The organism is Bacillus sp. YBWC18, from assembly GCF_002998775.1.
Taxonomy (GTDB): Bacteria; Bacillota; Bacilli; order Bacillales; family Bacillaceae; genus Bacillus.
This window is the reverse complement of the sequence record NZ_PVRI01000002.1, coordinates 14506-37733: the sequence shown is the minus strand read 5'-3', so window position 1 is coordinate 37733 and position 23228 is coordinate 14506. Positions and strand designations below refer to the sequence as shown.

General features: G+C 41.3%; 27 protein-coding genes, 1 pseudogene and 1 other annotated feature. Of the genes and pseudogenes, 19 read left to right on the top strand and 9 right to left on the bottom strand.

Going from position 1 to position 23228, the window contains the following annotated elements:
- The first annotated feature begins 65 nt into the window (after window positions 1–65).
- Window positions 66–548 carry a DinB family protein gene (locus C6348_RS06390; protein ID WP_106042363.1) on the top strand — a complete coding sequence of 161 codons (483 nt, stop codon included), beginning with the start codon at window positions 66–68 and terminating at the stop codon, window positions 546–548.
- Between the two features lie 46 nt (window positions 549–594).
- Here the strand turns inward: C6348_RS06390 and proC are convergent, their stop codons facing one another.
- A complete protein-coding gene (gene proC, locus C6348_RS06385) occupies window positions 595–1422 on the bottom strand; it encodes a pyrroline-5-carboxylate reductase (protein ID WP_066030697.1) in 828 nt (275 codons plus the stop codon).
- Between the two features lie 41 nt (window positions 1423–1463).
- Window positions 1464–1675 (bottom strand) — a binding site (T-box leader).
- A 169-nt stretch (window positions 1676–1844) separates the two neighbouring features.
- On the opposite strand from proC, the gene C6348_RS06380 reads away from it, so the two are divergent.
- A complete protein-coding gene (locus tag C6348_RS06380; RefSeq protein ID WP_034661196.1) occupies window positions 1845–2795 on the top strand; it encodes an MBL fold metallo-hydrolase in 951 nt (316 codons plus the stop codon).
- A 12-nt stretch (window positions 2796–2807) separates the two neighbouring features.
- Window positions 2808–3583: pseudogene (locus C6348_RS06375) on the top strand (SDR family NAD(P)-dependent oxidoreductase).
- A gap of 65 nt (window positions 3584–3648) precedes the next feature.
- Here C6348_RS06375 and C6348_RS06370 read toward each other — a convergent pair.
- The gene (locus C6348_RS06370; RefSeq protein WP_106042361.1) at window positions 3649–4977 is read right to left on the bottom strand and encodes a CoA-disulfide reductase; all 1329 of its coding nucleotides are present in this window, start codon (window positions 4975–4977) and stop codon (window positions 3649–3651) included.
- A gap of 187 nt (window positions 4978–5164) precedes the next feature.
- On the opposite strand from C6348_RS06370, the gene coaA reads away from it, so the two are divergent.
- Window positions 5165–6124, top strand: a complete 960-nt coding sequence (gene coaA, locus C6348_RS06365; RefSeq protein ID WP_106042359.1) for a type I pantothenate kinase — start codon at window positions 5165–5167, stop codon at window positions 6122–6124.
- A 29-nt stretch (window positions 6125–6153) separates the two neighbouring features.
- Here the strand turns inward: coaA and C6348_RS06360 are convergent, their stop codons facing one another.
- The 4 genes from C6348_RS06360 to C6348_RS06345 form a co-directional block, all read right to left on the bottom strand.
- On the bottom strand, window positions 6154–7389 hold the full coding sequence (locus tag C6348_RS06360) for an MDR family MFS transporter (protein WP_106042358.1): 1236 nt from the start codon (window positions 7387–7389) through the stop codon (window positions 6154–6156).
- 188 nt (window positions 7390–7577) lie between these two features.
- The gene (locus tag C6348_RS06355) at window positions 7578–7922 is read right to left on the bottom strand and encodes a YolD-like family protein (RefSeq protein WP_034661189.1); all 345 of its coding nucleotides are present in this window, start codon (window positions 7920–7922) and stop codon (window positions 7578–7580) included.
- Window positions 7923–7937: 15 nt separating this feature from the next.
- Window positions 7938–9170 carry a DNA polymerase IV gene (locus C6348_RS06350; protein WP_060596784.1) on the bottom strand — a complete coding sequence of 411 codons (1233 nt, stop codon included), beginning with the start codon at window positions 9168–9170 and terminating at the stop codon, window positions 7938–7940.
- A 150-nt stretch (window positions 9171–9320) separates the two neighbouring features.
- A complete protein-coding gene (locus C6348_RS06345) occupies window positions 9321–9770 on the bottom strand; it encodes a YfmQ family protein (RefSeq protein ID WP_034661187.1) in 450 nt (149 codons plus the stop codon).
- A 278-nt stretch (window positions 9771–10048) separates the two neighbouring features.
- On the opposite strand from C6348_RS06345, the gene C6348_RS06340 reads away from it, so the two are divergent.
- Window positions 10049–10528: a GNAT family N-acetyltransferase gene (locus C6348_RS06340; RefSeq protein WP_034661184.1), complete on the top strand. Its 480-nt coding sequence runs from the start codon at window positions 10049–10051 to the stop codon at window positions 10526–10528.
- Window positions 10525–11499 (top strand): GNAT family N-acetyltransferase, encoded by a 975-nt coding sequence (locus C6348_RS06335; protein WP_106042356.1) that lies wholly within the window; start codon window positions 10525–10527, stop codon window positions 11497–11499. Before C6348_RS06340 ends, C6348_RS06335 begins: the two co-directional genes overlap by 4 nt.
- 17 nt (window positions 11500–11516) lie before the next feature.
- Here the strand turns inward: C6348_RS06335 and exlX are convergent, their stop codons facing one another.
- The gene (exlX, locus tag C6348_RS06330) at window positions 11517–12179 is read right to left on the bottom strand and encodes an expansin ExlX (protein WP_223249902.1); all 663 of its coding nucleotides are present in this window, start codon (window positions 12177–12179) and stop codon (window positions 11517–11519) included.
- 257 nt (window positions 12180–12436) lie between these two features.
- On the opposite strand from exlX, the gene C6348_RS06325 reads away from it, so the two are divergent.
- The 3 genes from C6348_RS06325 to C6348_RS06315 all read left to right on the top strand — a co-directional run bounded on the left by C6348_RS06325 (window position 12437) and on the right by C6348_RS06315 (window position 14583).
- Window positions 12437–12763: an iron-sulfur cluster biosynthesis family protein gene (locus tag C6348_RS06325; protein ID WP_034661177.1), complete on the top strand. Its 327-nt coding sequence runs from the start codon at window positions 12437–12439 to the stop codon at window positions 12761–12763.
- 12 nt (window positions 12764–12775) lie between these two features.
- Window positions 12776–13015, top strand: coding sequence for a YqkC family protein (locus C6348_RS06320; RefSeq protein ID WP_003215790.1), 240 nt, complete (start codon window positions 12776–12778; stop codon window positions 13013–13015).
- 305 nt (window positions 13016–13320) lie between these two features.
- The gene (locus tag C6348_RS06315; RefSeq protein WP_106042354.1) at window positions 13321–14583 is read left to right on the top strand and encodes a response regulator aspartate phosphatase; all 1263 of its coding nucleotides are present in this window, start codon (window positions 13321–13323) and stop codon (window positions 14581–14583) included.
- Window positions 14584–14609: 26 nt separating this feature from the next.
- Here the strand turns inward: C6348_RS06315 and C6348_RS06310 are convergent, their stop codons facing one another.
- Window positions 14610–15542 carry an alpha/beta hydrolase gene (locus C6348_RS06310; protein WP_106042352.1) on the bottom strand — a complete coding sequence of 311 codons (933 nt, stop codon included), beginning with the start codon at window positions 15540–15542 and terminating at the stop codon, window positions 14610–14612.
- 124 nt (window positions 15543–15666) lie between these two features.
- Here C6348_RS06310 and C6348_RS06305 point away from each other — a divergent pair, with 124 nt between their 5' ends.
- Window positions 15667–15891 (top strand): YqkE family protein, encoded by a 225-nt coding sequence (locus C6348_RS06305; RefSeq protein WP_034661172.1) that lies wholly within the window; start codon window positions 15667–15669, stop codon window positions 15889–15891.
- A gap of 214 nt (window positions 15892–16105) precedes the next feature.
- Window positions 16106–16495: an antimicrobial peptide LCI gene (locus C6348_RS06300; RefSeq protein WP_223251535.1), complete on the top strand. Its 390-nt coding sequence runs from the start codon at window positions 16106–16108 to the stop codon at window positions 16493–16495.
- A 254-nt stretch (window positions 16496–16749) separates the two neighbouring features.
- On the opposite strand, the gene C6348_RS06290 is transcribed toward C6348_RS06300, so the two are convergent.
- A complete protein-coding gene (locus C6348_RS06290) occupies window positions 16750–17673 on the bottom strand; it encodes an aldo/keto reductase (protein WP_060596776.1) in 924 nt (307 codons plus the stop codon).
- A gap of 167 nt (window positions 17674–17840) precedes the next feature.
- On the opposite strand from C6348_RS06290, the gene C6348_RS06285 reads away from it, so the two are divergent.
- The 8 genes from C6348_RS06285 (at window position 17841) to C6348_RS06250 (ending at window position 23226) form a co-directional block, all read left to right on the top strand.
- Window positions 17841–18398, top strand: a complete 558-nt coding sequence (locus tag C6348_RS06285) for an NUDIX hydrolase (protein ID WP_060596775.1) — start codon at window positions 17841–17843, stop codon at window positions 18396–18398.
- Complete coding sequence (locus C6348_RS06280) at window positions 18395–19576, top strand: TIGR00375 family protein (protein WP_106042349.1); 1182 nt, start codon at window positions 18395–18397, stop codon at window positions 19574–19576. The genes C6348_RS06285 and C6348_RS06280 overlap by 4 nt, the downstream gene beginning before the upstream one ends.
- Entirely contained in the window at window positions 19563–20015 is a 453-nt protein-coding gene (locus C6348_RS06275; RefSeq protein WP_106042347.1) for a GNAT family N-acetyltransferase, read from the top strand. The genes C6348_RS06280 and C6348_RS06275 overlap by 14 nt, the downstream gene beginning before the upstream one ends.
- 68 nt (window positions 20016–20083) lie before the next feature.
- Window positions 20084–20305 carry a hypothetical protein gene (locus C6348_RS06270; RefSeq protein ID WP_003215884.1) on the top strand — a complete coding sequence of 74 codons (222 nt, stop codon included), beginning with the start codon at window positions 20084–20086 and terminating at the stop codon, window positions 20303–20305.
- A 109-nt stretch (window positions 20306–20414) separates the two neighbouring features.
- Entirely contained in the window at window positions 20415–21545 is a 1131-nt protein-coding gene (locus C6348_RS06265; protein WP_106042345.1) for a S8 family peptidase, read from the top strand.
- Between the two features lie 116 nt (window positions 21546–21661).
- On the top strand, window positions 21662–22309 hold the full coding sequence (spoIIM, locus tag C6348_RS06260) for a stage II sporulation protein M (protein WP_060596772.1): 648 nt from the start codon (window positions 21662–21664) through the stop codon (window positions 22307–22309).
- Window positions 22310–22427: 118 nt separating this feature from the next.
- A complete protein-coding gene (fur, locus tag C6348_RS06255; RefSeq protein ID WP_003215577.1) occupies window positions 22428–22880 on the top strand; it encodes a ferric iron uptake transcriptional regulator in 453 nt (150 codons plus the stop codon).
- Window positions 22881–22998: 118 nt separating this feature from the next.
- Window positions 22999–23226 carry a YqzK family protein gene (locus C6348_RS06250; protein ID WP_003215798.1) on the top strand — a complete coding sequence of 76 codons (228 nt, stop codon included), beginning with the start codon at window positions 22999–23001 and terminating at the stop codon, window positions 23224–23226.
- Window positions 23227–23228 lie beyond the last annotated feature (2 nt).

Genomic DNA, 23228 nt, shown 5'->3' with positions numbered 1-23228 from the left:
GACTTAGATAGAGTATGATAAAGAATAAGACTTACACTTATTTGAAGGGAGATTGTGAGGATGAAATGGAAACTGGAAAATTAACAAAAACAGACATCATTACATCGCTTCAGGAAAGTATCCGTGAACTAGAAAAGCTAGTGGAAATATGTGATGAGCACACACTAGATCAATCTTTGGGAGAGGGCAAGTGGTCGATCAAGCAAATCGCAGGGCATTTGTATGATACAGAAGAAGTCTGGTCAGAGCGGATAGAGCAGGCGATATCAGATGAACAGACGCCTTTTCAATCGTATGATCCTGAAATATATGTGAAGGAAAGAGGCTATGAAAGGTATAACGAACAGGAGATCAAAGCACTGTTCAAACGATTGAAAGAGAGAAGAAGCAAGACACTTCATCTATTAGAAAAGGATACATGGGAGCAATCGGGTGTGCATCCGGAAGAAGGGGTGATGACAGTGCAGATATTAGCTGAAACCATCGCTTTACATGAACAACATCATCTTGATCAAATCAAAGCCATCATGTCAAAGAGTGAACGATAGCAGTATGTAAAAAAGCACCTGTCATCAAAACAGGTGCTTTTCTCTATCATTTATACGTGCTTGCTGAAAACATTTCGTTTAATTCTGCTGCGCGTTTTGTTGCGGTTTTGACACAATCGACAACGGCTTCTTCAAATTGATAGGCAGCAAGTGTGTTCAGGCCGGCTTCTGTCGTTCCGCCTTCACTTGTGATTTCTTTGCGCAATTCAGCAGGTTCTTTACCGCTGCTTTGAAGCATGTTGGCGGCGCCCGCAATCATCTGGCAAATGAGTAACTTCGCTGTTGCTTGGTCCATCCCGAGTTCCGAGGCGCCTCGCTCCATTCCTTCAATCAAATGATAAATGAAGGCAGGGCCGCTTCCTGCAATAGCTGTAACAGCATTCAGCTGTGATTCATCCAATACCGTCACATGACCGATCGTTTCAAACAGCTCGATTGCTTTATTCTTTTGATCCTCTGTCACTTCTTGACTTACGGCAATGCCTGTTGCTGATTGCTGAATCGCCGCTGATGTATTTGGCATTGCGCGAACCACCGCAGTCTTCTCGCCAGCATAGTGCTGAATCGTTTCGATGGAGATGCCAGCTAAAATCGAAATGATCAACTGTCCTTGTAAATGAGGCCGCACATCAGATATCCCGCTTTCCGCATCTTTCGGTTTTAAAGCAAATACGAGAATATCCGCTTCTTCATAAATAAAAGAACGAGAGAAATCCGTTTTGACCCCATAACGCACCTTTAATTCTTCTAGACGTTTTTCATTCGTTTTGTTTGTGACAATAATATCTTCATTTGACATGATGCCGCTTTTTAATAAACCTTTTATCATCGACTCTGCCATCGAGCCTGCACCAATAAATCCAATTTTACTCATAAGCTGCTCCTCCTTGTAGAAAATAAAAAAACCTCTCGCCTGAAAAGGACGAAAGGTTTTTCGCGGTACCACCCTCAATTAGCATGCAGACATGCATACTCAGCTCTAGTCCCTTAACGCGGGAAACGTTTAGGTTTGCCTAACAGCTCAAAGGGCAGGTTCAGCAAATAAGAGGACGGTGAGGCCTTACAGCCGGCGGACCTCACTCTCTTTCATCATTATTTTGCTTACTAATCCTTGTCATCGCGCATCTTATATTTGTTGTTCATTATGCAACGATGGACAAGTTTGTGTCAATAGGGACAGATAAAAAAATTGACCGCCTAAACCGCATGACAGTCTGCCTTTTGCAAGATACAATGAATAAAGAAGACAGAGTTACAATGAACCATGAGTCAAAAAGCAGGAGATGACATATAAAAGTGAAAGAAGACATCATTCAATTATCCATCCCTACACCGTTTGCTGTTGGGGATGTACATGCATATATATTAAAAGGAGAAGCCGTGACCTTAGTGGACTGCGGGCCGATGACAGAAGAGGCGGAGCACGCCTTTGTCGCGCAATTACAAGAGCATCGTTTATCGATAGACGATATTGATCAAGTGGTGTTGACCCATCATCATGCAGATCATGTCGGTCTTTTAAATCTGATGAAACCTCATGTCCGTGTGATCGGACACGAGTTAAATGAGCCGTATATTAGCCAGGACCCTGTGTTTAAAGAGCGTCAAATTGCTTTTATGGAACGCTTTTTTCAGCAGTTAGGTGTGCCGCTTCGTCAAGGTGAGTGTGAAAGAATCGTGAAGCAATCTTATACATATTCCTGTACTGCACATGTAGATGACGTCATCAAAGAAGGCGATCGGTTGAAAGGGCATGAACACTTCTTCGTGATGGAAACACCGGGACATGCACAATCTCATCTTTCCTTTCTAGATGAAACAACGGGCCATTTCATTGGTGGAGACCTGCTTTTGACGACCATTTCCTCAAACCCGTTAATGGAAGCGCCGTTTGAAGGGGAGGAACGCCAAAAATCGCTGCTTCAATATAAAGCATCACTCAATCGATTATTGCATCTGCCAATCAAGACGATTTATCCAGGACACGGTGAGCTCATTACCTCTCATCATGAATTGATCGAAGAAAGATTTAAGAAACAAGAGAAACGGGCAAATACGATGTATCAGCTGCTTAAACGAAAAGAAATGACTGCCTTTCATCTTTGCCGCAAGCTATTTCCAGTGCTGTATGAAGAGGCCTTATTTTTAACGATGTCGGAGACAGTTGGGCAGCTGGATGTCCTCTTAGAAGCCGGGCAAATTGAAGAAGTGCAAAAAGACGGAATTCTCTATTACAGGGCAAACTAAGGAGTGAAACGCATGGGGCGATTAACAGGAAAGAGGATATGGATTACAGGCGCATCTGGGGGCATTGGTGAAAAAATGGCGTACTTGGCAGCAGAAGAAGGCGCAGAAATCATTATTTCAGCAAGACGAATCGAAAAGCTGACGGGTGTAAAAGAAAAGATTATGAGTGCTGGCGGGGTGTGTCACATCGTGGAGTTAGATGTCAGTCACCTTGAGGACATTGATCGCGCATATCAAGAAGTGGGGGCTGTTGATATTTTGGTTAACAATGCCGGTTTTGGTGCGTTTGATCTCGTTGAAGATGCTTCCATTGAGGAAATGGTGTCGATGTTTGAAGTAAACGTGTTTGGCTTAATCGCCTGCACGAAAAAGGTCATTCCAGAGATGAAACAAAGAGGACAGGGACATATTATCAATATTGCTTCTCAGGCAGGAAAGATTGCCACTCCGAAATCAGCCATTTATTCGGCATCAAAGCATGCCGTCCTTGGATTTTCAAACAGCCTTAGAATGGAGCTGGCAGACCTCGGCATTCACGTCACCACGGTGAATCCAGGACCGATCGCCACTGACTTCTTTACCATCGCCGATCGCAGCGGTGAATATGTGAAGAATGTTGAATTCATGATGCTTAGTGCGACAAGGTGGCTGGGAAGGTCGTATCCGCTATGATGACGAAAAAAAGAGAGATTAATCTGCCCGGATGGATGAACGCTGGCAGTAAATTGTATCAATTATTCCCGTTTTTATTTGAAAAAGCAGCACGCAAAGCGATGATGAAAAAATAACAAAAAAGAAACCGGTCGTGAGCTGGTTTCTTTTTTTGAGATAAGACGCCATTGTGACCGTCTTTTTATCTCCGCCTTGCCGCTTGCTGAAGCGGGTCCCACACACTGTTAAAAGGCGGGGCATAGCTAATATCTAAATCTTCTAGATCTGTTATGGTCAGCTGTTGGTAAAGGGCAGTTGCCATCACATCGATCCGTTTATCTACACCGTTTCTTCCGATGATTTGGGCACCGAGCAAGGTGTAGTCATCACTTCTGTAAATCAGTTTGACTTTCATTTTCTGCGCATCTGGATAATATCCAGCGTGATCCGTACTGTCAATGGTGATGGTGGAATAAGGAATGTCAGCTGCTTGTGCTTCCTTTTCTGATAAGCCCGTTCGTCCCGCTGTCATGCTCATAAATTTCATCACTGCTGTTCCAGTCACGCCTTGAAACGCCCGGTTTGTTCCCGTCATATGAAAACCAGCGATTCTTCCTTGTTTATTCGCCGTTGTGCCGAGCGGAATATAATCTAGTGATTGTTTGATGCGGTGATAAGTTGCTGCGCAATCCCCGGCAGCATAGATGTCTTTTACACTGGTTTGCATGTATTCGTTTACAACAATGGCGCCATTTGGAAGCTGCTTGATTCCTGTTTTGTCTAAAAAGGATGTTTGCGGTGTGACGCCGATGGCCATGATGACCATATCCGTTTTAATGGTTTGTTTGTCTGTTTGAACAGCTGTTACATGTGACTCGCCCTCTAATGTCTGCACGGTTTCCCCGAGTGTCACGTGAATGCCTTGGGCATCCGCCTCTTCTTTCAGGTGCTTTGCCATATCGGGGTCAAAGCCTGGACCTAGTGTTGAACCCCGCTGAATGATATGTACTTTTTTCCCCAGCGCTTTTAAATTCTCAGCCATTTCTAAGCCAATATACCCGCCGCCAATGATGGTGACATGTGTGATGTTTTGTTTTAAATGGTCTAAAATGAAGAGCGCATGCGGAATGGTTTTTAATACGTGTACGCCTTCTAGCGACTGATTGTTTAAATTCAGTGTGACGGGGCTTGCTCCTGTCGCAATTAAGAGGCGGTCATAACTTTCGGTAAATGGTTCTTTTGTTTTCGTATGATGACCTGACACCGTTTTTTGCTTTGGGTCAATGGAGGTCACGTCGTGTAAGCATCTAGCATCAATTCCATATTTGTCGCGAAAGGTTTCAGCGCTGCGTGCAATCAGCTTGCTGTGATGATCAATGAGACCGCCGATCAAGTAGGGAAGGCCGCACTGTCCATATGAGAAAATCTCTCCTTTTTCAAAAGCGACAATATGTGCCTCTGGATCCTCTCTATATATTTGCATAGCACAGCTCATTCCTGCTGCATCTCCGCCAATCATCACATATTTCATTTGGTGTGCTCCCTTCTATCTATCGAACTGAATACTCTTATTTACCCTCATTTTCCTTTTTTTAATGCTTTTTTTCGCAAAAGAAGCAAACTTTAGTTGAAAAATAAAGACAGCGCCTTCATTTTAAGCTACAATCGGATTATCGTCTTTTTGGTTACGAGTTTAGTGAAGATTGGTGGGAAAGACTTTGAGTGACACGCGACTAGATTTTAATACTTTATATACACGCCATACAAGAGAGGCTTGGTCTGCTCTTGGGGAATATATGCCGGTATCTGTTTCAGAAGAGGAAGCGAGAGCACTTCAAGGATTAAATGACTATTTATCGCTTGAAGAAGTTCAAGATATTTACATACCACTTATTCGTTTTCTGACATTGCATGTCTTTGCAGAAAAACAAAAAAATCAGCATGTAAATGCCTTTTTAAACTACCCGCATCATGCGAAAATCCCTTTTTTAATTGGGATTGCTGGAAGTGTGGCTGTCGGGAAAAGTACAACGGCTCGTATCATTGAAGCGCTTTTATCGAGACTTGGAGATGGGCTGAAAGTGAGTCTTGTGACAACAGATGGCTTTTTGTATCCTCAAAAAGAATTAAAGGATCGAGGACTCATGGAAAAGAAAGGCTTCCCGGAAAGCTATGATGTCAAAGCCTTGTTATCTTTTTTAAACGAATTAAAATCAGGCAAACAAACTGTTCATGCCCCGGTATATTCGCATCTGACTTATGACCGGCTTGAAGGGGTGTATGAAACAGTGGAGGATGCCGATATTGTCATCATTGAAGGAATCAATGTGCTGCAATCACCAGCGCTGGATGATCTGAAGGATGAACCGCGTGTGTTTGTATCAGATTTCTTTGATTTTTCAATTTATGTAGATGCTGCTGAAACGCAAATTCAATCATGGTATAAAGAACGGTTCCGTTTGCTAAGGGAAACAGCTTTCCAAGACCCTGAATCCTTCTTTCATCAATACAAAGATTTGACGGATGAAGAGGCAGATCACATGGCAAGCACGATTTGGAATACCGTCAATCGCCCTAATTTATATCAAAATATTTTACCGACAAAATATCGAGCTGATCTCATTTTGAAAAAAGGTGATCAGCATAAGGTGGAAGAGATTGCTATCCGCCGAGTATAAAGAAAAACCGCTCAACGAGAGCGGTTTTTTTAATGATCTCCACTGACTTTAACAGCGACCGCAGCTGCGGATCGCTTTTTCAGGCGGTAGTATCCAATGAGTAAGAACGGGACACCTGCGATGGTGACCATCGACAAGACTGAAAAAATGGAGAAGGGATGGGCTGCGCCAAAATAGTCAATGCACAGTCCGCCGACAAATGGTCCGATGACGCTGCCGAGCTGAGAAAATCCCATCGCACCAAAGTACGATCCCTTTACTTCTGGCTTTGCCACATTGTCTACAAAAAGATCCATCATCGCAAACAGCAGAACCTCTCCAATTGTAAACACGACAATGATGAAAGCAAGCATGCCGAGACTCTGTGAAAAAGCAATGGCAAACAAACTGCCGGCAAGAAGAATATTCCCAGTGGTCAGCGACAATATGGTGGAGTAGCGCTTGGCGATCATGATGAGCGGATATTGTACGACAATGACAACAACTGCATTTAAAGATAAAAGGTATCCAAACAGTTTCGGACCATCCTCAATAATAGGCGAAGCGGATAAATATTGAGGCAGCGTTGAGCTCAAATGCGAATAACCGAACGAACATAAGGTCACGCCGATAAGGATAATGCTAAAGACCGTATCTTTTTGGATAATGGAAAGGGCTTTTTTGACACCAATTTGTTTCGTGCTTTCTGGAGCAGCAACTGGATGTTTCTGAAATTGCCAGACCAGCGTTAATCCGTATAACAAGTAAATGAAGGCAGCAACGAGAAATGGGAACGTTGTTTTCGATGACCCGAGATATAAGCCAAGCAGAGGACCGAAGATGACCCCTATGTTAATGGCTGTATACCGTAAATTAAACACAAACAACCGAATACTTGATGGGGTGACATCAGATAAGAGCGCCTTAGATGTTGGTTCAAACAGTGCCCGGCACAGTCCGTTTAAAGCGTTCATGATAAAGAAGACCCAAATGGCATCTGCAAATGCAAAGCCAACAAAGACAAGTGACCAACCGAAGATCGATAGAAGCATGACCTTTTTTCTGCCGATACGATCAGAAATATATCCGCCGTAAAAACTCGCAACGATCCCAATCAGAGAGCTAACGGCAATGATTAATCCAGCAGAAGACGCTGAGGCGCCTTTGACTTGTGTCAAATAAACGGCCAAAAAAGGAATGCTCATGGACGTCGCCATTCGGCCAAATATGGTGCCGATGATGATCGTCCAACTAAGCGGATGTAACGTACGTAAGTTATTTTTCATGCTGTTTCTCCCCTGAGTTTGTAAGATGTTCCAATCATACATGAAAAATTGTGCAAATTAAATACACAATTTGATGGAGGAGACATCTGCCATATGGCAAAGAAGCAAGATTGGCTCGCCATTTGGAGGTTTGCTTTTTGCTGCCAGTGCTTCTATGTCACTGATTCGCGCGGTCATTTGGCGAAAATTTAATCAAGGTCGATCGCGACGATTTGCTGCAAGGACAGGTTGAGAACATCCTCATCATTGACGATTTTTATGCGCTGCGTTTCATAATGAATGGCTTTTACCCAGCCCCAAAACTGCTCTTTCATACCTGCTGCGGCATATGTCACGTAAATCGCTTGATCCTCGGTAATCGACTGTGTGATCAAAAAATTCATTTCCTCCAGTTGATCGGTGCTCAGCGGGGGAGGGGTGTACTCTTTTTTCTTCCGTTTTTGAGCAAGCAGCTGCTCCCGGTGCTCTGGAAGCATCATTCGGCTTGATTCCCACATGAGGTTGTATCCAGGTGTTAATTTATTGGGATTCATGGCTGTTCGCCTCCGTTATTTGTAATGTCCGCCAATTTTTTCGGCGCGGTGATACGCCTGCCCTGCGCTTGTCAGTGACGAAGCGTGCAGCAGGGCAGCAGGTCCATACTTCATGTGGATCGCATCAAATACTTTGCTGAGTTTGTCTTTTTGAACATGGTGATCAAATAAAGTCAGCTGATATTGGCTGTCAGACTGCAGCTGTGAGAGAGTAATACCCACACTGCGAATGGGCTGGCCATCCCAGTGCTGCTGGCATAGCTGAATGGCTGCGTCTGCAATATCTGTCCCGTACTGTGTAGGTGAATGAAGCTTGATTTGTCTATGAAATCCAGTCGGATGAGAAAAATCAGCGCCTCTCACGCCAACAGACACTGTTTGCCCAAGATAATGCTTAAAGCGTGCACGTCTTGCCACTTCTTCACTCAATTCAAGAAGAGCGACTTTGATATCCTCAAAAGACGCATAATCATGGGGAAGAGTCATATGATGTCCAACCGCTTTTTGCTGATCATGTGTGTGAATGGTGACCGGAGAGGGATCATGCCCTAAAGCTGTTCGCTGCAAAAGCTCTCCGTTGATTCCCCAGCGTTTTTTAAGCCGGTCTAACGGATAAGCAGCAAGCGTCCCAATGGTACTGATGCCCATTCGTTTTAAATGGTGCTCCATTCGTTTGCCGACGCCAAATAATTTTCCAATCGGAAGCGGCCATAAATCAGCCGCAACACTGTCTGTACGAAGTTCATAGATACCAGATGTGTTTTTTTTAGCAAAATGGTCACAGGCCATTTTAGCGAGCACTTTATTAGGACCGATGCCAACACGTGCGTAAATGCCAGTCTGGTTCATAATGGTTGTTTGTATATTTTGAGCGATCTCGCGGGGAGAACCGAGTAGTGTCAGACTGCCTGTAATATCAAGAAATTGTTCATCAATTGAATAGGGTTCGACAAGATCTGTGTATTGTTCGAGCAGCTCTGTTATCATGACAGAGATATCAAGATAGCGCTGCATACGGGGGCGTACGACGACAGCTTCGGGGCATTTCTCCTGCGCTTCCCATAATCTTGATGCATTTTGTACGCCTCGTTTTTTAGCGAGCGGGCAGGCGGCAAGTACGACCCCGCTCCGCCGCTCAGGATCTCCAGAGACGATGAGCGGTACATCCTTCAAGTGGGGAGCCTCCACTTTTTCGACTGACGCATAAAACGATTGCATATCCACAAGCAGAATGGCTCGTTCATTCATTATTTTCACCTCTTAGAACATATGTTCCGTTTTATATTGTAACCGTCAGGAGGCGAAATTGATACTGGTAAATCATTCAAAGAAAAGAGCGTAAATCCATACAAAAAAGACGAAGTGTCTTCCACTTCGTCTCATTTGATGCAACATATTTTAAGCATGTGCCAAGTTGTGGGATGTTTGGAGCGGCTCAGAACGCAAACGATAGGCCGTCAATTTTTTCTTAGGCTTATGTGTAAACTGCCGCACCACATCCACGTGGTCATCGTAATGATACAGATAAAGGGTCACATCATGTTTGCCAAGCTTTGTTTGCATGGTAAGCGGTGCCGGCCCTTCCTGCGGATGAAGAAAACGCTCTTCATCACCAGGATAAATATAATAGCGTTCAATAAAGATCGCATCATTAAAATGTTGAATAATTTCAGATACTTGCTGATCATTGAGCGGACGATCTTCAAACATGATCGTTGTTTGATCACTTGTTACTTTTGCATGCACCGCATAACGACTAAAAAGGCGTTCCACAACACCAGAAGGCAGCGAAGTGACAAGAAGCTTTAAAAGACTAAACACAACAAGTGAAGTAACAATCCAAACCAATATCATCATCTCCAATAAACATTTGTTACATTTCCTATATGAACCATCTTAACATACCAAAAGAATGAAACTTTCGCACAAAAAGTGAACTTTTTGAAATAAGTGTGAAGATTTAAAAGGAGATGACGGCGAAAGAACGAAGAATCAACAAAGCTGAAAGGAAAAAAGGCTGACACGTGATCTTTACAAACAATTAATCGAACAGGTAGACTATTGAAACAACAGTTTTTTTAAAAAAAGAGAGCGGTAAGCCAAAAATGAAAAGGGGCGAGGTCATCATGATACGTCAAGTGAAGCCGTCAGATTTTTACGCCGTCACATCCGTCATCCAAAGCTGGTGGGGAGGCAGAGATTTGCGCGCAAAATTGCCGAAGCTATTTTTTGAACATTTTCAGCAAACAAGTTTTGTCGTCGTTGAAAAAGGTGAACTGATTGGCTTTTTAGTCGGTTTTTTATCGCAATCTCATTCAGATGAAGCGTATATTCATTTTGTAGGTGTACATCCAGACCATCGGAAATTAAAGATAGGAAAAATCCTATATCAAGCCTTTTATGATGTGGCAAAACAGGAAGGAAGAACAACCATTAAAGCGGTAACAGCACCTGTAAATAAAGTATCGATTGCCTATCATGCAAAATTGGGCTTTCAAATTGAAAAAGGGGACAAAACTGTAGAAGGAATCTCCGTGTTTTCAGACTATGATGGAATAAATGAAGATCGTGTTTTATTTGTGAAAAAATTAGAGGCAATGCAATGATTGTCAATTTAGATCAAACAATAAGTGATGTAGCAAAGCAGATCTTACATATTCAACTAGCTGCATACCAACAAGAAGCTGAACAAATTGGCTATGCCGATCTCCCACCATTAAAAGAGACCATTCAAGATGTAATGAAAGCAAAAGAGCAATTTATTGGTTTTGAGCAAAAGGGAATCTTACTAGGCGTTGCCTCTTATGAAGAGCAGAAAGATTATTTGATCATTAGTCGATTGGCTGTACATCCAAAAGCGCTAAAGCAGGGTATTGGAACAAAACTTATGTCCACAATTATGGAGAAAAATGTCCCTATAGAACTGACCACAGGGCAAAAAAATACCCCTGCAAAAAGGCTATACGAAAAGTTAGGATTTCTTGAAACAGATGTGATTCATGTTGCAAAAGAGCTCACCTTATCAAAAATGAAATGGAGACCAAGGCGAAAGGTTGAGGTTGTCGAATTCAAAAAAGAGTGGCATGAAGAATTCCATCAAGAAAAGCAGCAACTCAAGCAAATCATTCAAAAGAACTGGATAGAAGGACATCATATTGGTAGTACGTCAGTTGAAGGGCTTGTTGCCAAACCAATTATTGATATCTTAATAGAAGTAAGTCATATAAAAGAGATCGATAGAAAAAGAGAGAGCTTTGAACATCTTGGATATCAAGCTCTAGGTGAAAATGGCATAAAAGGGAGACGTTTTTTTCAAAAGGGTGGCTTGAATCGTACGCATCATGTCCATGTTTATGAGAGAAATCACCCTGATGTGAAAAGGCATTTATTGTTTCGAGATTACTTAAGGGCACATCCAGAACGAGCTGAAGAGTATGCGTCTGTCAAGGAACAATTAGCAAATCAGTATCCGGAAGATATACAAAGCTATATGGCAGGAAAGAATGAAATCATAAAAGAAATAGAAAATGAGGCATATCACTGGGATAGAGAAGGAAGAGAGGAAGCTCTTAAATAAGCTACCTCTTTTCCTCGTTAATTAGGAAGCTGAACATTGCCTTTTACAATATAGGCCTGTGAAGCAGCAGTAGATGGAAGAGCGGGTAATTTATCCTTTACTATGACCCCGCGAATATCTGTGATTCGAACAGGAAGAGATTTAGACCCCATATTAAATCCAAGGAAATGGTTGTAGTCTGTCTTTTCCATGTTCACCCATTGTCCATCTTTGTAATATTCCATTTTCATAATCGGATATTTATGATTGCGCACTTGAATCGCAGCCCACCACTCACTGCTGCCTTCTTTTATTCTGTAAGCTACATTTCCGCTAATCGGTGCTTTTACAATTTTCCAACTAATTGGGATTTTTCCATCTGCCATATTACCGATTTTGGCAAAGGCATTAGGAGAAAGATCAAGAGCTCCTTTTGCTCCTTCTGGATATTTATCGGTTACATACACAACGGTTTTTCCTTTTGGACCCTTTACTTCAAGGTAAGCACCTGCAAGTGCCGCATTTACCCCTTTATAGTTATAGTCATGAGGATTTAAAGCCGTAATTTTCATGTCAGATGGAATAGGATCTAATAATGCGGAGCCCCCTGAGTAACCAGATCCCGTATAAGTCGCATAGCTTTCTCGTACTTCATCAAGGACAGATGCCGCTTTCATGTTTGGCACAGCGAAACTCAACATAAATATCAGTGCCCCGATGAAGCAGAGAGATAATCTTTTTTTCACGATCTAAAACCTCCTGTTTATTCTTTTAAAATTGGTAGCGTCATAAGTATAATTCTAAAAAACAAGAAGCGAAAAGAGCCAATAGATAGATATAATCCTAGTGAGAAGAGCGTGTATTTCAAAGAATATGACTTTCGGATTTAGTCGTGTGTCATGTTTTATGGTGTTTTATGTGTTACAATGTAAGCATCAATTTAAAAAGGATGTTCGCCATGTATATTCACATCACAGAACTGGCTAAAACATATATAGAAAAACAGCAAATAGGAAACGAAACTAAGGAATTACTGCTTCGCTACGATTCAGAAGGTTGTGGCTGTGCAGTGAGTGGCGTACCAATGCTTTGGTTAACAAGTGAAAGAACAGGTGAATGGGAACAACTGAATAATAGCCAACATTTAAAACTATATATACACATTGCACAGAAGGTATTTTTTGATGAGGAAATGACCATCGATTTTAATGAAAAAGCTAATACATTGATGCTGAAAAGTCCTCAGCAAATACTCAGTCCAAGAATGGGCATACTTGTAAAGTAAGGTGGAAACGTAGTGGATCAGAAGCTTAGAGTGATACAAAACACGGCACAAAATAAAACATGGGTGTCGTTTTTAAATAACAATCATCCCTATACCCTTTTGCACTGGTCAATAGGTGGAATGGATTCGGTGAAAAAGGACGTTTGGCTTCTTCAAGATGAAGTCACATTTGAAACGGAAGAATTTCCAACGCTCGAATTAGCTGTCAATTGGATCAAAGAGAATATGGAACAGGTAACAGATGTATTATAAAAGCCCTTTTTTGACAAAAGGGTTTTTTTCGTGCCTTCATCATCTCATCAAACAGCAGGGATGTCTAATCTGAAAAATGATCTTTTAAAACGCAAAAAAACCGTTTTATAACAACCAATTCGACAAAATGAGAAAAATAGAAATGAAAAAACCGTGGTTATAAATGCCGAAAAATAGGCAATGAAAGCGTTTATTGCGGGATACCGAAAACTTTGCGAAAAATGACATTTCATATTTCTTCCATTCGAGGGAATGTGATAGAATACAACATGTATCGTATATGAGAAGGGAGGTGCTAAAGTGAATTGAAGCTCAAGCTGTCATCGCCTCAGGTTGGAATCAAAATAAACGAATGGTATAGGCAGATTTGCGGATTTCATGTCATGAAAGCAGAGAAGCTGAAGGCCGAGATCGAGCAGGAAATTCTGGAGATGGAACAGGATCAAAACTTGTTGCTGTTTTACCAGCTGATGGATTTTCGCCATAAGGTGATGCTTGAATATTTTGAACCGGCAAAGAAAGCCTCAAATGATGAAGAAATTAAGAACCTGCTAAAAACGATCGAACATTCGCAAACGAAATTAACGGACATGCTTGAATACTATGTTCATTTTTTCACAGGAATGTTTGAGTTTGAACAGCAAAACTATTTAAGTGCCATTGCTTATTACCGTTCAGCAGAAAAAAAGCTCAATCTTATATCAGATGATATAGAAAGAGCAGAATTTTACTTTAAATTAGCTGAAATATACTACCACATGAAACAAACCCACTTTTCGATGCACTATGCCTTGCAAGCGTTAGATACGTACTCTGCCTACAGAACGTACACGCTGAGAATCATCCACTGTGAATTTGTCATCGGTGCAAACTATGATGATTTGAAATGCTATGAACATGCATTACCCTACTTTAAAAATGCTCTAAATCGAGCACGCTCAATTGGAAACCCTCGAGTCATAGGTTCGGCCCTTTTCAACTTAGGTAACTGTTATTACCAAATGAACGATCTTGCGGAAGCAAGCCGTTATCTGAAAGACTCTCTTGAAGTGTTTGAAAAGGAGAATTTAACCCATCTTAATCGCTCTCTAGACCCACTATTTATGCTGACCCAAATCCTGTTTAAACAAAAACAAATAGAAGAGTCGTTAACTCTCTATCAACAAGGTATTATGAAAGCCTGTGAATTAGAAGATGAAATTTACATCTGCAAATTTCAGTTCTTAAAAGCATTATACGTTGATGCAGAAATAACGATCATAGACGATACATTAGACCTGCTCGAGGACAAGCGCTTATACCCAGATATTGAGGAATTGGCACTTGATGCAGCTCATTATTACAATGAGCTTGGACTGTATGAAGCATCTACACGGTTTTACGAAAGGAAGATTCAAGCCATATCAAAAATTCAAAATGGGGGTCATTTATATGAAAACGAGTTTGATAGTTCTTTTATTGGCAGCAACTGCAGGATTATCGGTCATGAGTCAGCAGCAATCGGAAGAGAGTCATATGGAGCTGGCGGGCAGACATCATACAACAGTGGTGACTATCGCATAAGTTAGCTCAAAAAGAGGAGACGAACCGCTGTTCATTCTCCTCTTTTATCTTCATTCGATTCAAATTGTTGAAGAAATCCTTGAACTTCTTGTTCATAAGCTGCCTTATTTTCGCTAAAAGACATCGCATGTGCCCCGTGCGGCGCTATAAATAGCTGTTTATCACCTTTTTTTCGAGCATATAGCTGCTGACTCTGCTCGCATGAAATATAGTCATCATGAAGACTATGGATAAAAAGCACAGGTTCTTTCACCTGATCGATCACATCCAGCGGTGAAACTTGCCGAATGCTGTATCCATCCCGCCATTTTAACACTCGATCACTTAGTGGAAGAATCCATTGCCCTGAAAGACGAAAATCTGTTTTTAATCGATAGAGAAGCTGATCCTCAAAAGAAGCAAAAGGACAGTCAGCTATGTAAAAATTGGCGCTTGCTTCCGGCTTTGCAGCATATAACAAAGTCGTGACTGCACCCATTGATTCTCCATGTATGCCGATAATGGCATTTTCCCCGAGTCTTTGTCTGAGCCACTTCACGACCTGCGCTAAATCTTCTTTTTCGTAGTATCCATAACTCGTGGTTTTCCCGCCGCTCATTCCATGTCTTCTATGATCATAAAGCATCACATTCCATCCGAGCTTTTGGAATAATTTCATATACTTAACGGAATTAATCAAACTGACTGTGACGCCATGACAAAGTACGATGGTGCGTGTTGTATGTGGATGTGGGTGCGGCACAAAATAGCCATGAAGATCATAACCAAATGCTGAAGGAATACACACTTTCTCTTTTTTAAGCTGTTGAAACTCTTCGTGATGATAGTGTCCTTCATCTGATTCTCTTTTGATGAGCTCTTCATCTGTTAATTTTCGAATATACATCATTTTATTGGTGAAAAAAATGCCGATTGCAGCGAGCGGACATAATATCAAGGCAAGTATAGCGATCCATTTCTTCATCCAGCTGATTCTTCCTTTCCGAAGTTTTTCCTATGACGATCATACCACATGTTGGGAGATTGGCGTGACTCTTGCTCAGCAAATAAAACGGATGATACACTTAGGACAAAAGGAGAGAGGCACGATGAAAAAGACCAATCAAGAACAAGCGAAATTAAAGGACGGTATAAACGAGGATCTCAAACAGCAGCTTCTTCAAATGAAGCAGAACCTTGCCGCCCAGACAGAAAAAAGAGAAGAACAAAAACGACAAGACCTCCTTAGGCAGCAGAAAGAAAAAGAAAAAAATAAAAGCTTCTCCGAGCTGCTAGATGAAAGTCATTTGGACTGGAGAAAATATAAAAGCTAAAAAAAGGGAGCTCTGATGCTCCTTTTTTTCATGTCATCATTGAGATTGATCAACACGAAATGAACTTGTTCAAAACATAGGTGATTTGAGAGCAGACTCATCTGACTCCTTCGAATTTCACTTCATTTCAGCTTCGTGAAAATATGATTTAAAACTAAATCCCATCACCTATTTTATACGTGATCAAAATAGAAGAAACGGGAGTATTGATTTATTGAAATTCCTTTTTATTACAAATATAGTAATTAAGACCCTTTTAATAGAGGAGCATTCTTCTTATAATGAAGATGAATTGAAAAATTTGGAAATGGAGATGATTCACATGAAATTGAGAAGAACAATGACTGGAGTTGCTTTATCTTTAGGATTGCTTTTACCTGTTTCTGGACAAGCTCTTGCTACAAATGATTTAACGAATGCGGATTTGCGTACAAAGGCTACTTCAATTGTAGATTGTTCTGTAACTCCTTTTAAAGGCGCAAGTAATCGATTATGTATGTATTCGGATAATGGTTCTTTTGCAAATAGTTTCAGTCGTTTTGGTACGATATTTTATCTTAAAGGTAAATCTGGAAATTATGCATATTATGAAAGTGCAAGATAAGACAACGGGGCTTTTAGTCCCTTCTCTCTTTTTAAGAGAGAAAAAATCCACTTTTTCGGTGAACTGATCGAAGAAATGATAGATACTACAATCAGTTCCAGAAAAAATGTGCATAAACGAAGCTGTGCAGCAAGGCTTCTCCACTGCCTGTTGAACATGAAAAAGAGTTCATACATACGATAAAATAAAAAATTGTAGAAAAACATAAGTTTCTCTACAATCCAAGAGATCACATGATGTGATCTCTTTTTATCTTATTTAAACCGGTGCGCCTCATACACAGATGGTTTTGTATAGTAAGTCAATGCTTTTACTTCTTGGTCACTTAAAGAACGTGCATTTGCCGCTGCAACATTTTCTTTTAACTGTTCCACCGAGCTTGCGCCAAATACAACGGAACTGACCGCAGAATGTTTAAGCAAATATTGAATGGACAGCTCTGTGAGTGATAGGTCATAAGCGACTTTCTTTAAAGAAGGAATGACCTGCTGGAGATCGTCAAATGAATATTGAAGATAGCCGTTTTTTTGAATCGCTGCACTTGCTTGCGAAAGTGGTTTTTCAGTTAAAAGCCCTTTTGCTAAAGGTCCTCTTGCGACGACACTAATGCCTTGTTCTTCAAGAAGAGAGAACCATTCCTCTGGACGGCGGTCGAGTAAACTATATTGCATCATCACACTGACGATGTTCGATTTTTTGGCGTATTCTTTAATGACGTTTGGACGGATAGAAGAGATGCCATAATAGCGAATAACGCCTTCTTCCACTAATTCTTCAAAAGCCTCAATCGTCTCATCGATAGGATCATCTATCGTGCCTCCGTGCAGTTGGTATAAATCAATATAATCTGTTTGCAGCCGCTTGAGGCTTTGTTTCACGGCCTTTTTTATGTACGCCTTTGAAGGGTCCCAGTCCCAGCCAGATTTGCCTTTTTCAAAGCGGTTGCCGCCTTTTGTGGCCAAAATCAAATCTTGCCGCCTGTTTTTAATAGCCTCTCCGACAATTTCTTCATTTGTCCCAAAATCATATAAATCGGCTGTATCCAAATAATTAATTCCAAGGTCTATAGCCTCATCTAATAAAGAGAGCGCTTTTCCTTTTTCCGTTCCAAGGGACATACATCCTAGTGCTGCCTCACTCACCAAAAGATCCGAGGTACCAATTCGTCTTTTTTTCAATTCCATCACACTCCTATCCCTTCACATTAAGTGAAAAAAATCTGGAATTCAAGCTAGGTGATTTCAAGTGGCGCATTGAAGCAAGCGTTCGCATTTCGCTTCTCCTAAATCATCTATGTTAAAATGAATGAAGTAAAAAGTGAAAGTAGAACGAGGAGCTGACAAAATTGAAGGACTTTGAAGAAAAAACATTATCGACTAAAGAATTATATAACGGAAAAATCATTGATTTGGTTCTTGAAGATGTAGAATTGCCAAACGGAAAACAAGGCAAACGCGAAATCATCAAACATCCTGGTGCAGTAGCCGTCATTGCTCGTACAGACGAAAATAAAATCATCTTGGTCAAGCAATACCGTAAAGCACTAGAGAGAGCCATCGTTGAAATTCCGGCTGGAAAATTAGAGCCAGGAGAAGAGCCGGCACATACAGCACTGCGAGAATTAGAAGAAGAAACAGGGTACACCACTCAGCAGCTCCAAAAGCTGACGGCCTTTTATACATCACCTGGTTTCGCAGATGAAATCGTCCACATTTATCTTGCAGATCAGCTGGTTCCGCTTGAAGAAAAAAGAGAGCTGGATGAAGATGAATTTGTTGAAGTGATGGAAGTTTCATTAGAAGAAGCCTTGCACCTCATTGAAAAGCAGCACATTTATGATGCAAAAACAGCCTATGCCATTCAGTACTTACAATTGCAAGAGGTACTTAAGTCAACAAAATGAGGGAGTTTTTTGCAGACATCCATATTCATATTGGCAGAACAAGAACAGGCAGAGCTGTTAAAATTACAGGTGCAAGGTCACTGACAATTGACCAAATTCTCATTGAAGCAACGCAAAGTAAAGGGATGGGGATGATTGGTGTGATTGATGCACAATCTCCAGAAGTCCTAGAAGAATTAATAGAGGGTGTAGAGGAAGGCAAGTACACTGAACTAAATGATGGCGGTCTATCATTTGGACAGACTGTGCTGCTTTTAGGCAGTGAATTAGAAATTAACGATAACCATTCAAAAGGTCCAATTCACGTGCTTGCATTTATGCCCACACTTCACAAAATGTCTGAGTTCTCCGCATGGCTCGCGCTTCATATGAAAAATGTGCATTTGAGTTCACAGCGCCTCTATGTTGATGGGAAAACACTTCAGCGCAAGGTCAAGGAGCTAGGAGGCTTGTTTATTCCTGCTCATATTTTCACGCCGCATAAAAGCTTATTTGGCAAAGGAGTCAACACGTCTTTAACGGAAGTATTCGACCCAGACCTCATTGATGCTGTTGAACTAGGACTTAGCTGCGATACGTCAATGGCGTCCCAGATAAGTGAACTGAATCGTTATCCCTTTTTAACGAATTCAGACGCTCATTCTTTAGGAAAAATTGCGCGAGAATATACAAAAATCCGAATGGATCATGCCTCTTTTGCCGAATTCAAACTAGCCCTTGAAGGGAAAGAGGGCAGAGCCATTACAGGAAATTATGGACTCGCTCCGCGGCTTGGGAAGTACTATCATACAACCTGCGAGAAGTGCGGAGTAAGACCTCGCGCGCTAGATCAAGAAAAGTGCCACGCATGCGGACATACCCGGATGACAAAAGGGGTGAGTGAGCGTTTAAAGGAGCTAGCTGACCAAGAAAGTGACAAAGGAACAAGACCTCCTTATGTTCATCAGCTCCCGCTTCAATTTATTCCGGGTGTCGGAGCCAAAACGCTGGAGAAGCTAAAAGCCGTGTTTCACACAGAGATGAATATCCTTCATCAAGCAACAGAACAAGAACTAAAAGCTGTCCTGCCAGAAAAAACAGCCAATTACATCATCAAAGCAAGAAAAGGTGAAGTCGAACTGATCGCTGGCGGGGGCGGAGTGTACGGTAAGGTGGATATCAATCATGAATCAAGTTAACTGGACATGTCAAACGTTTGACCAATTAACAAAAGAGGATCTTTATCTGATTTTAAAGGAAAGAGTCAATGTGTTTGTTGTCGAACAAACATGCCCTTACCCTGAAATTGATCACCGGGACCAAGAAGCGCTTCATCTGTCTGCTAAAGAGGACGGCACGATTGTGGCTTATTGCCGAATTTTTCAAAGCGGAATCATGTACGAAGTGGCGTCCATTGGCCGCGTTCTTGTGACGCAGGCAGGCCGAAAAAAAGGCTATGGAAAAATGCTGCTCAGCAAGGCTTTGGAAAAGCTGAGTGAATTAGGTGAAACAAGTGTCAAAATTCAGGCGCAGGCCTACTTGAAGTCGTTTTACGAATCATTTGGTTTTAAGGCCGTTTCAGATTGTTATGATGAAGATGGAATTCCGCATCTTGATATGGTGAAAACAGAAAGATAGGCGTGTATACGTCTATCTTTTTTATGTCACATCGTGTATCATAACGTCAACGAAAGGGGTTTTGCCAAATGGGAAAAAGCAATGCAAAGAAAAAACGAGAACATATTGAAAGGCAGCACAGCCGAAACCCGGAACTGTCGAGAGGAAACATGCCGCACTTTAGCACACATGAAAGAAAGACAAAAACAAAACAAGAAGCCTTGCAGCACATGATGAAAAAACATAAAAGAAGGAATGCTTATGACCACTATCAAGAGGATCATAAGCATTTTTATTTTGCTTTTTTGTGACAACTAGTTCAAATAAATGGAAAAATTTTAAAAAATAGGACAAACGGTCGTTTCTTTTTGTCTGAAAATGTAGTTAAATGACAAAAAGATGAAAGGGAGAGTGAGTATTGTGAACGTCAAGTCAATTGGAGCAAGGCTTTGTATGGCAAGTATGATGCTGGCATCGGTCACGTTCGGCGCCTCACATATTTCTGCAAAGGAGCAAGCAAAAAAAGAGTACATGATCGGCTTTTCTTCTTCCGTTCAAGATCATACACAAAAACAGCTTGTCGAAGAAGCTGGTGGGCATGTAAAAGAATCCATAGAGCAAATAGATATGATGAAAGTTTCCTTGAATGAGGCATCGAAAGAGAAACTGAATCAGGTAAAAGAAGTGACCTTCATTGAGGAGGACCAAAAGGCAAAAACAAGCGGTCAAACGATCCCATATGGCATCAAAAGCATCAAAGCACAAAAGGTACATAAACGGGGATACGCCGGACAGAATGTCAAAGTAGCCGTTCTTGACAGCGGCATCGATGGCAAACATGAAGATTTACATGTCACCGGCGGAGTCAGCTTTGTTCCAACAAAGTCAGATCCGCTTGTTGACCCGCATGAACACGGAACGCATGTGGCAGGCACAATTGCAGCGTTAGATAATAAGGTAGGTGTCGTTGGTGTTGCGCCAAAGGCTTCTATCTATGCGGTCAAGGTGGCAGATGAAAATGGTGACGGCTACTATAGCTGGATCATTAAAGGAATTGAATGGGCCATTGAGAATGACATGGATGTCATCAATATTAGTATGGGAGGAGCAAGTGAATCTGAAGCGCTGAAAGAAGCGGTAGATCGAGCATACGACAAAGGGATTCTCATTGTGGCTTCTGCTGGGAATGCAGGAAGTTATGGCTCTCTCAACACGGTTGACTATCCAGCTAAGTACGCCTCAGTGATGGCGGTTGCCTCTGTTGACGAAAGAAAACAAAGAGCCTTTGATTCATCTGTCGGCGAAGAAGTGGAAGTCTCAGCACCGGGCGTTTCAACGCTCAGCACCATTCCTCATAATGAATATGGCTATAAGAGTGGAACATCCATGGCATCACCGCATGTAGCGGGCGCTGCGGCTGTCATTCTATCAAAACATCCGAATTTGACAAACGATGAAGTGCGCGAGAGACTTTCAAAAACGGCTGCAAAGCTTGGAGATCCTTTTTATTATGGTGCCGGGCTTGTGAACGTACAAAAAGCCGCCCGATAAATGATAAGAGAGAGCAGTGTTTAGGCTGCTTTCTCTTTTTTCTTTCAATAAAACTGTCATGTTTCGTAATCTCTCTCATAGAATCTAGTAACCTTTACTATTTGGGAGGAAGACGCATGCGGAAAAAGTCTTGGAAGGAACATCTTCTTCAGCACGTAAAAGACCATCTATCGATTTATTTGTTTGTCTCTGTACTCTTTTTAATGGGCGTGATCTTTGGGGCCATCATCGTTAATAGTATGACAATTAGTCAGAAAGAGGATTTATTCTATTATTTAAATCAATTTTTTGGTCAGCTGACGAATGAGAAAGCAGCAGAATCAAAAGAAATGTTTTTGCAAAGCTTTTTGCATCATATGAAATATTTAGGTCTTATGTGGATACTAGGAATATCTATCATTGGCCTGCCGCTCATCTTTCTCATGATCTTTTTAAAAGGAATTGTCGTTGGGTTTACAGTTGGTTTTCTAGTAAATCAAATGGGGCTAAGTGGTTTTTTCCTTTCGTTCGTATCGGTTCTTCCGCAAAACATATTGCTTATTCCAGCCTATTTAGTGATTGGTACATGTGCGATTGCGTTTTCCATCCGTCTCATTGGGCAGCTGTTCATGAAAAAAACCATCAGTCAAGCACCTGTTCAGTGGTTCGCCCGGTATGCATCTGTTTTGCTGATGATTTTAACGCTTGCTGCACTTTCGTCCTTTTTTGAATCTTACGTATCTTTCATGCTCATGAAAAAGCTGGCAGGTGTTCTTTTTTCATAATTTTATAATCATTATTAAATAATAATCAATTTATTTATCAATTTAAAATGATTATAGTTGGCTCTCAGCACATCATTTGATATAATGATCAAGTAATGTGGCGTAGGAGGGAAAGTCAATGGAAAATCGGATTGATCGAATTAAGAAACAGCTTCATTCTTCCAGCTATAAGCTCACGCCACAGCGTGAAGCAACAGTAAGAGTACTGCTTGAGAATGAAGAAGACCATTTAAGTGCAGAAGATGTATACCTCCTCGTAAAAGAGAAGTCTCCTGAAATTGGTCTTGCTACTGTTTATCGAACGTTAGAATTGCTAACTGAACTGAAAGTTGTTGATAAAATTAACTTTGGAGACGGCGTTTCGCGATATGATCTTCGCAAAGAAGGAGCCGCTCACTTCCATCATCATCTTGTCTGCATGGAATGCGGGACAGTCGATGAGATAGAAGATGATTTATTAGAAGACGTTGAAGAGATTATTGAACGTGACTGGAAATTTAAAATTAAGGATCATAGATTGACATTCCATGGTATTTGCCACCGGTGTCATGATGATGAATCCGGCAAATAATCCGAATTGGAACCTTTTCATTTAAGATGAAGAGGTTTTTTGCATTTTCGCTGTATATTCCTTGTCCCACCTGGCATATGCTGAAGTAATGAGAAGCTTGAGAAAGGACATGAAAATCATGCGAAAATGGCTCAAAACAACAGGTGAAGTGATGAAAGTATTCATCTTGTTCACTGGTTTTACCGTCTTGTTCTATTATGCTATGATATGGATAAATTCAGAATATGAAAGCTACCATCGTTATGATAAACCAGAGGGTGCAGCAATTAAAGTGATGGAAATGGATCAGCCGAATCAAGACAACTGGCAAGACCGATTGATTTATTTTTATCAAAACGGGGAGTAGAA

What these genes read in the sequence shown, in the direction of transcription:
- C6348_RS06390 (WP_106042363.1), top strand. Translation starts at nt 66, where the DNA reads ATGGAAACTGGAAAATTAACAAAAACAGACATCATTACATCGCTTCAG.
- proC (WP_066030697.1), bottom strand. Translation starts at nt 1,422, where the DNA reads ATGAGTAAAATTGGATTTATTGGTGCAGGCTCGATGGCAGAGTCGATG.
- C6348_RS06370 (WP_106042361.1), bottom strand. Translation starts at nt 4,977, where the DNA reads ATGAAATATGTGATGATTGGCGGAGATGCAGCAGGAATGAGCTGTGCT.
- C6348_RS06360 (WP_106042358.1), bottom strand. Translation starts at nt 7,389, where the DNA reads ATGAAAAATAACTTACGTACGTTACATCCGCTTAGTTGGACGATCATC.
- C6348_RS06355 (WP_034661189.1), bottom strand. Translation starts at nt 7,922, where the DNA reads ATGAATCCCAATAAATTAACACCTGGATACAACCTCATGTGGGAATCA.
- C6348_RS06350 (WP_060596784.1), bottom strand. Translation starts at nt 9,170, where the DNA reads ATGAATGAACGAGCCATTCTGCTTGTGGATATGCAATCGTTTTATGCG.
- C6348_RS06340 (WP_034661184.1), top strand. Translation starts at nt 10,049, where the DNA reads ATGATACGTCAAGTGAAGCCGTCAGATTTTTACGCCGTCACATCCGTC.
- C6348_RS06335 (WP_106042356.1), top strand. Translation starts at nt 10,525, where the DNA reads ATGATTGTCAATTTAGATCAAACAATAAGTGATGTAGCAAAGCAGATC.
- exlX (WP_223249902.1), bottom strand. Translation starts at nt 12,179, where the DNA reads ATGTTGAGTTTCGCTGTGCCAAACATGAAAGCGGCATCTGTCCTTGAT.
- C6348_RS06325 (WP_034661177.1), top strand. Translation starts at nt 12,437, where the DNA reads ATGTATATTCACATCACAGAACTGGCTAAAACATATATAGAAAAACAG.
- C6348_RS06310 (WP_106042352.1), bottom strand. Translation starts at nt 15,542, where the DNA reads ATGAAGAAATGGATCGCTATACTTGCCTTGATATTATGTCCGCTCGCT.
- C6348_RS06305 (WP_034661172.1), top strand. Translation starts at nt 15,667, where the DNA reads ATGAAAAAGACCAATCAAGAACAAGCGAAATTAAAGGACGGTATAAAC.
- C6348_RS06280 (WP_106042349.1), top strand. Translation starts at nt 18,395, where the DNA reads ATGAGGGAGTTTTTTGCAGACATCCATATTCATATTGGCAGAACAAGA.
- C6348_RS06275 (WP_106042347.1), top strand. Translation starts at nt 19,563, where the DNA reads ATGAATCAAGTTAACTGGACATGTCAAACGTTTGACCAATTAACAAAA.
- C6348_RS06270 (WP_003215884.1), top strand. Translation starts at nt 20,084, where the DNA reads ATGGGAAAAAGCAATGCAAAGAAAAAACGAGAACATATTGAAAGGCAG.
- spoIIM (WP_060596772.1), top strand. Translation starts at nt 21,662, where the DNA reads ATGCGGAAAAAGTCTTGGAAGGAACATCTTCTTCAGCACGTAAAAGAC.
- fur (WP_003215577.1), top strand. Translation starts at nt 22,428, where the DNA reads ATGGAAAATCGGATTGATCGAATTAAGAAACAGCTTCATTCTTCCAGC.
- C6348_RS06250 (WP_003215798.1), top strand. Translation starts at nt 22,999, where the DNA reads ATGCGAAAATGGCTCAAAACAACAGGTGAAGTGATGAAAGTATTCATC.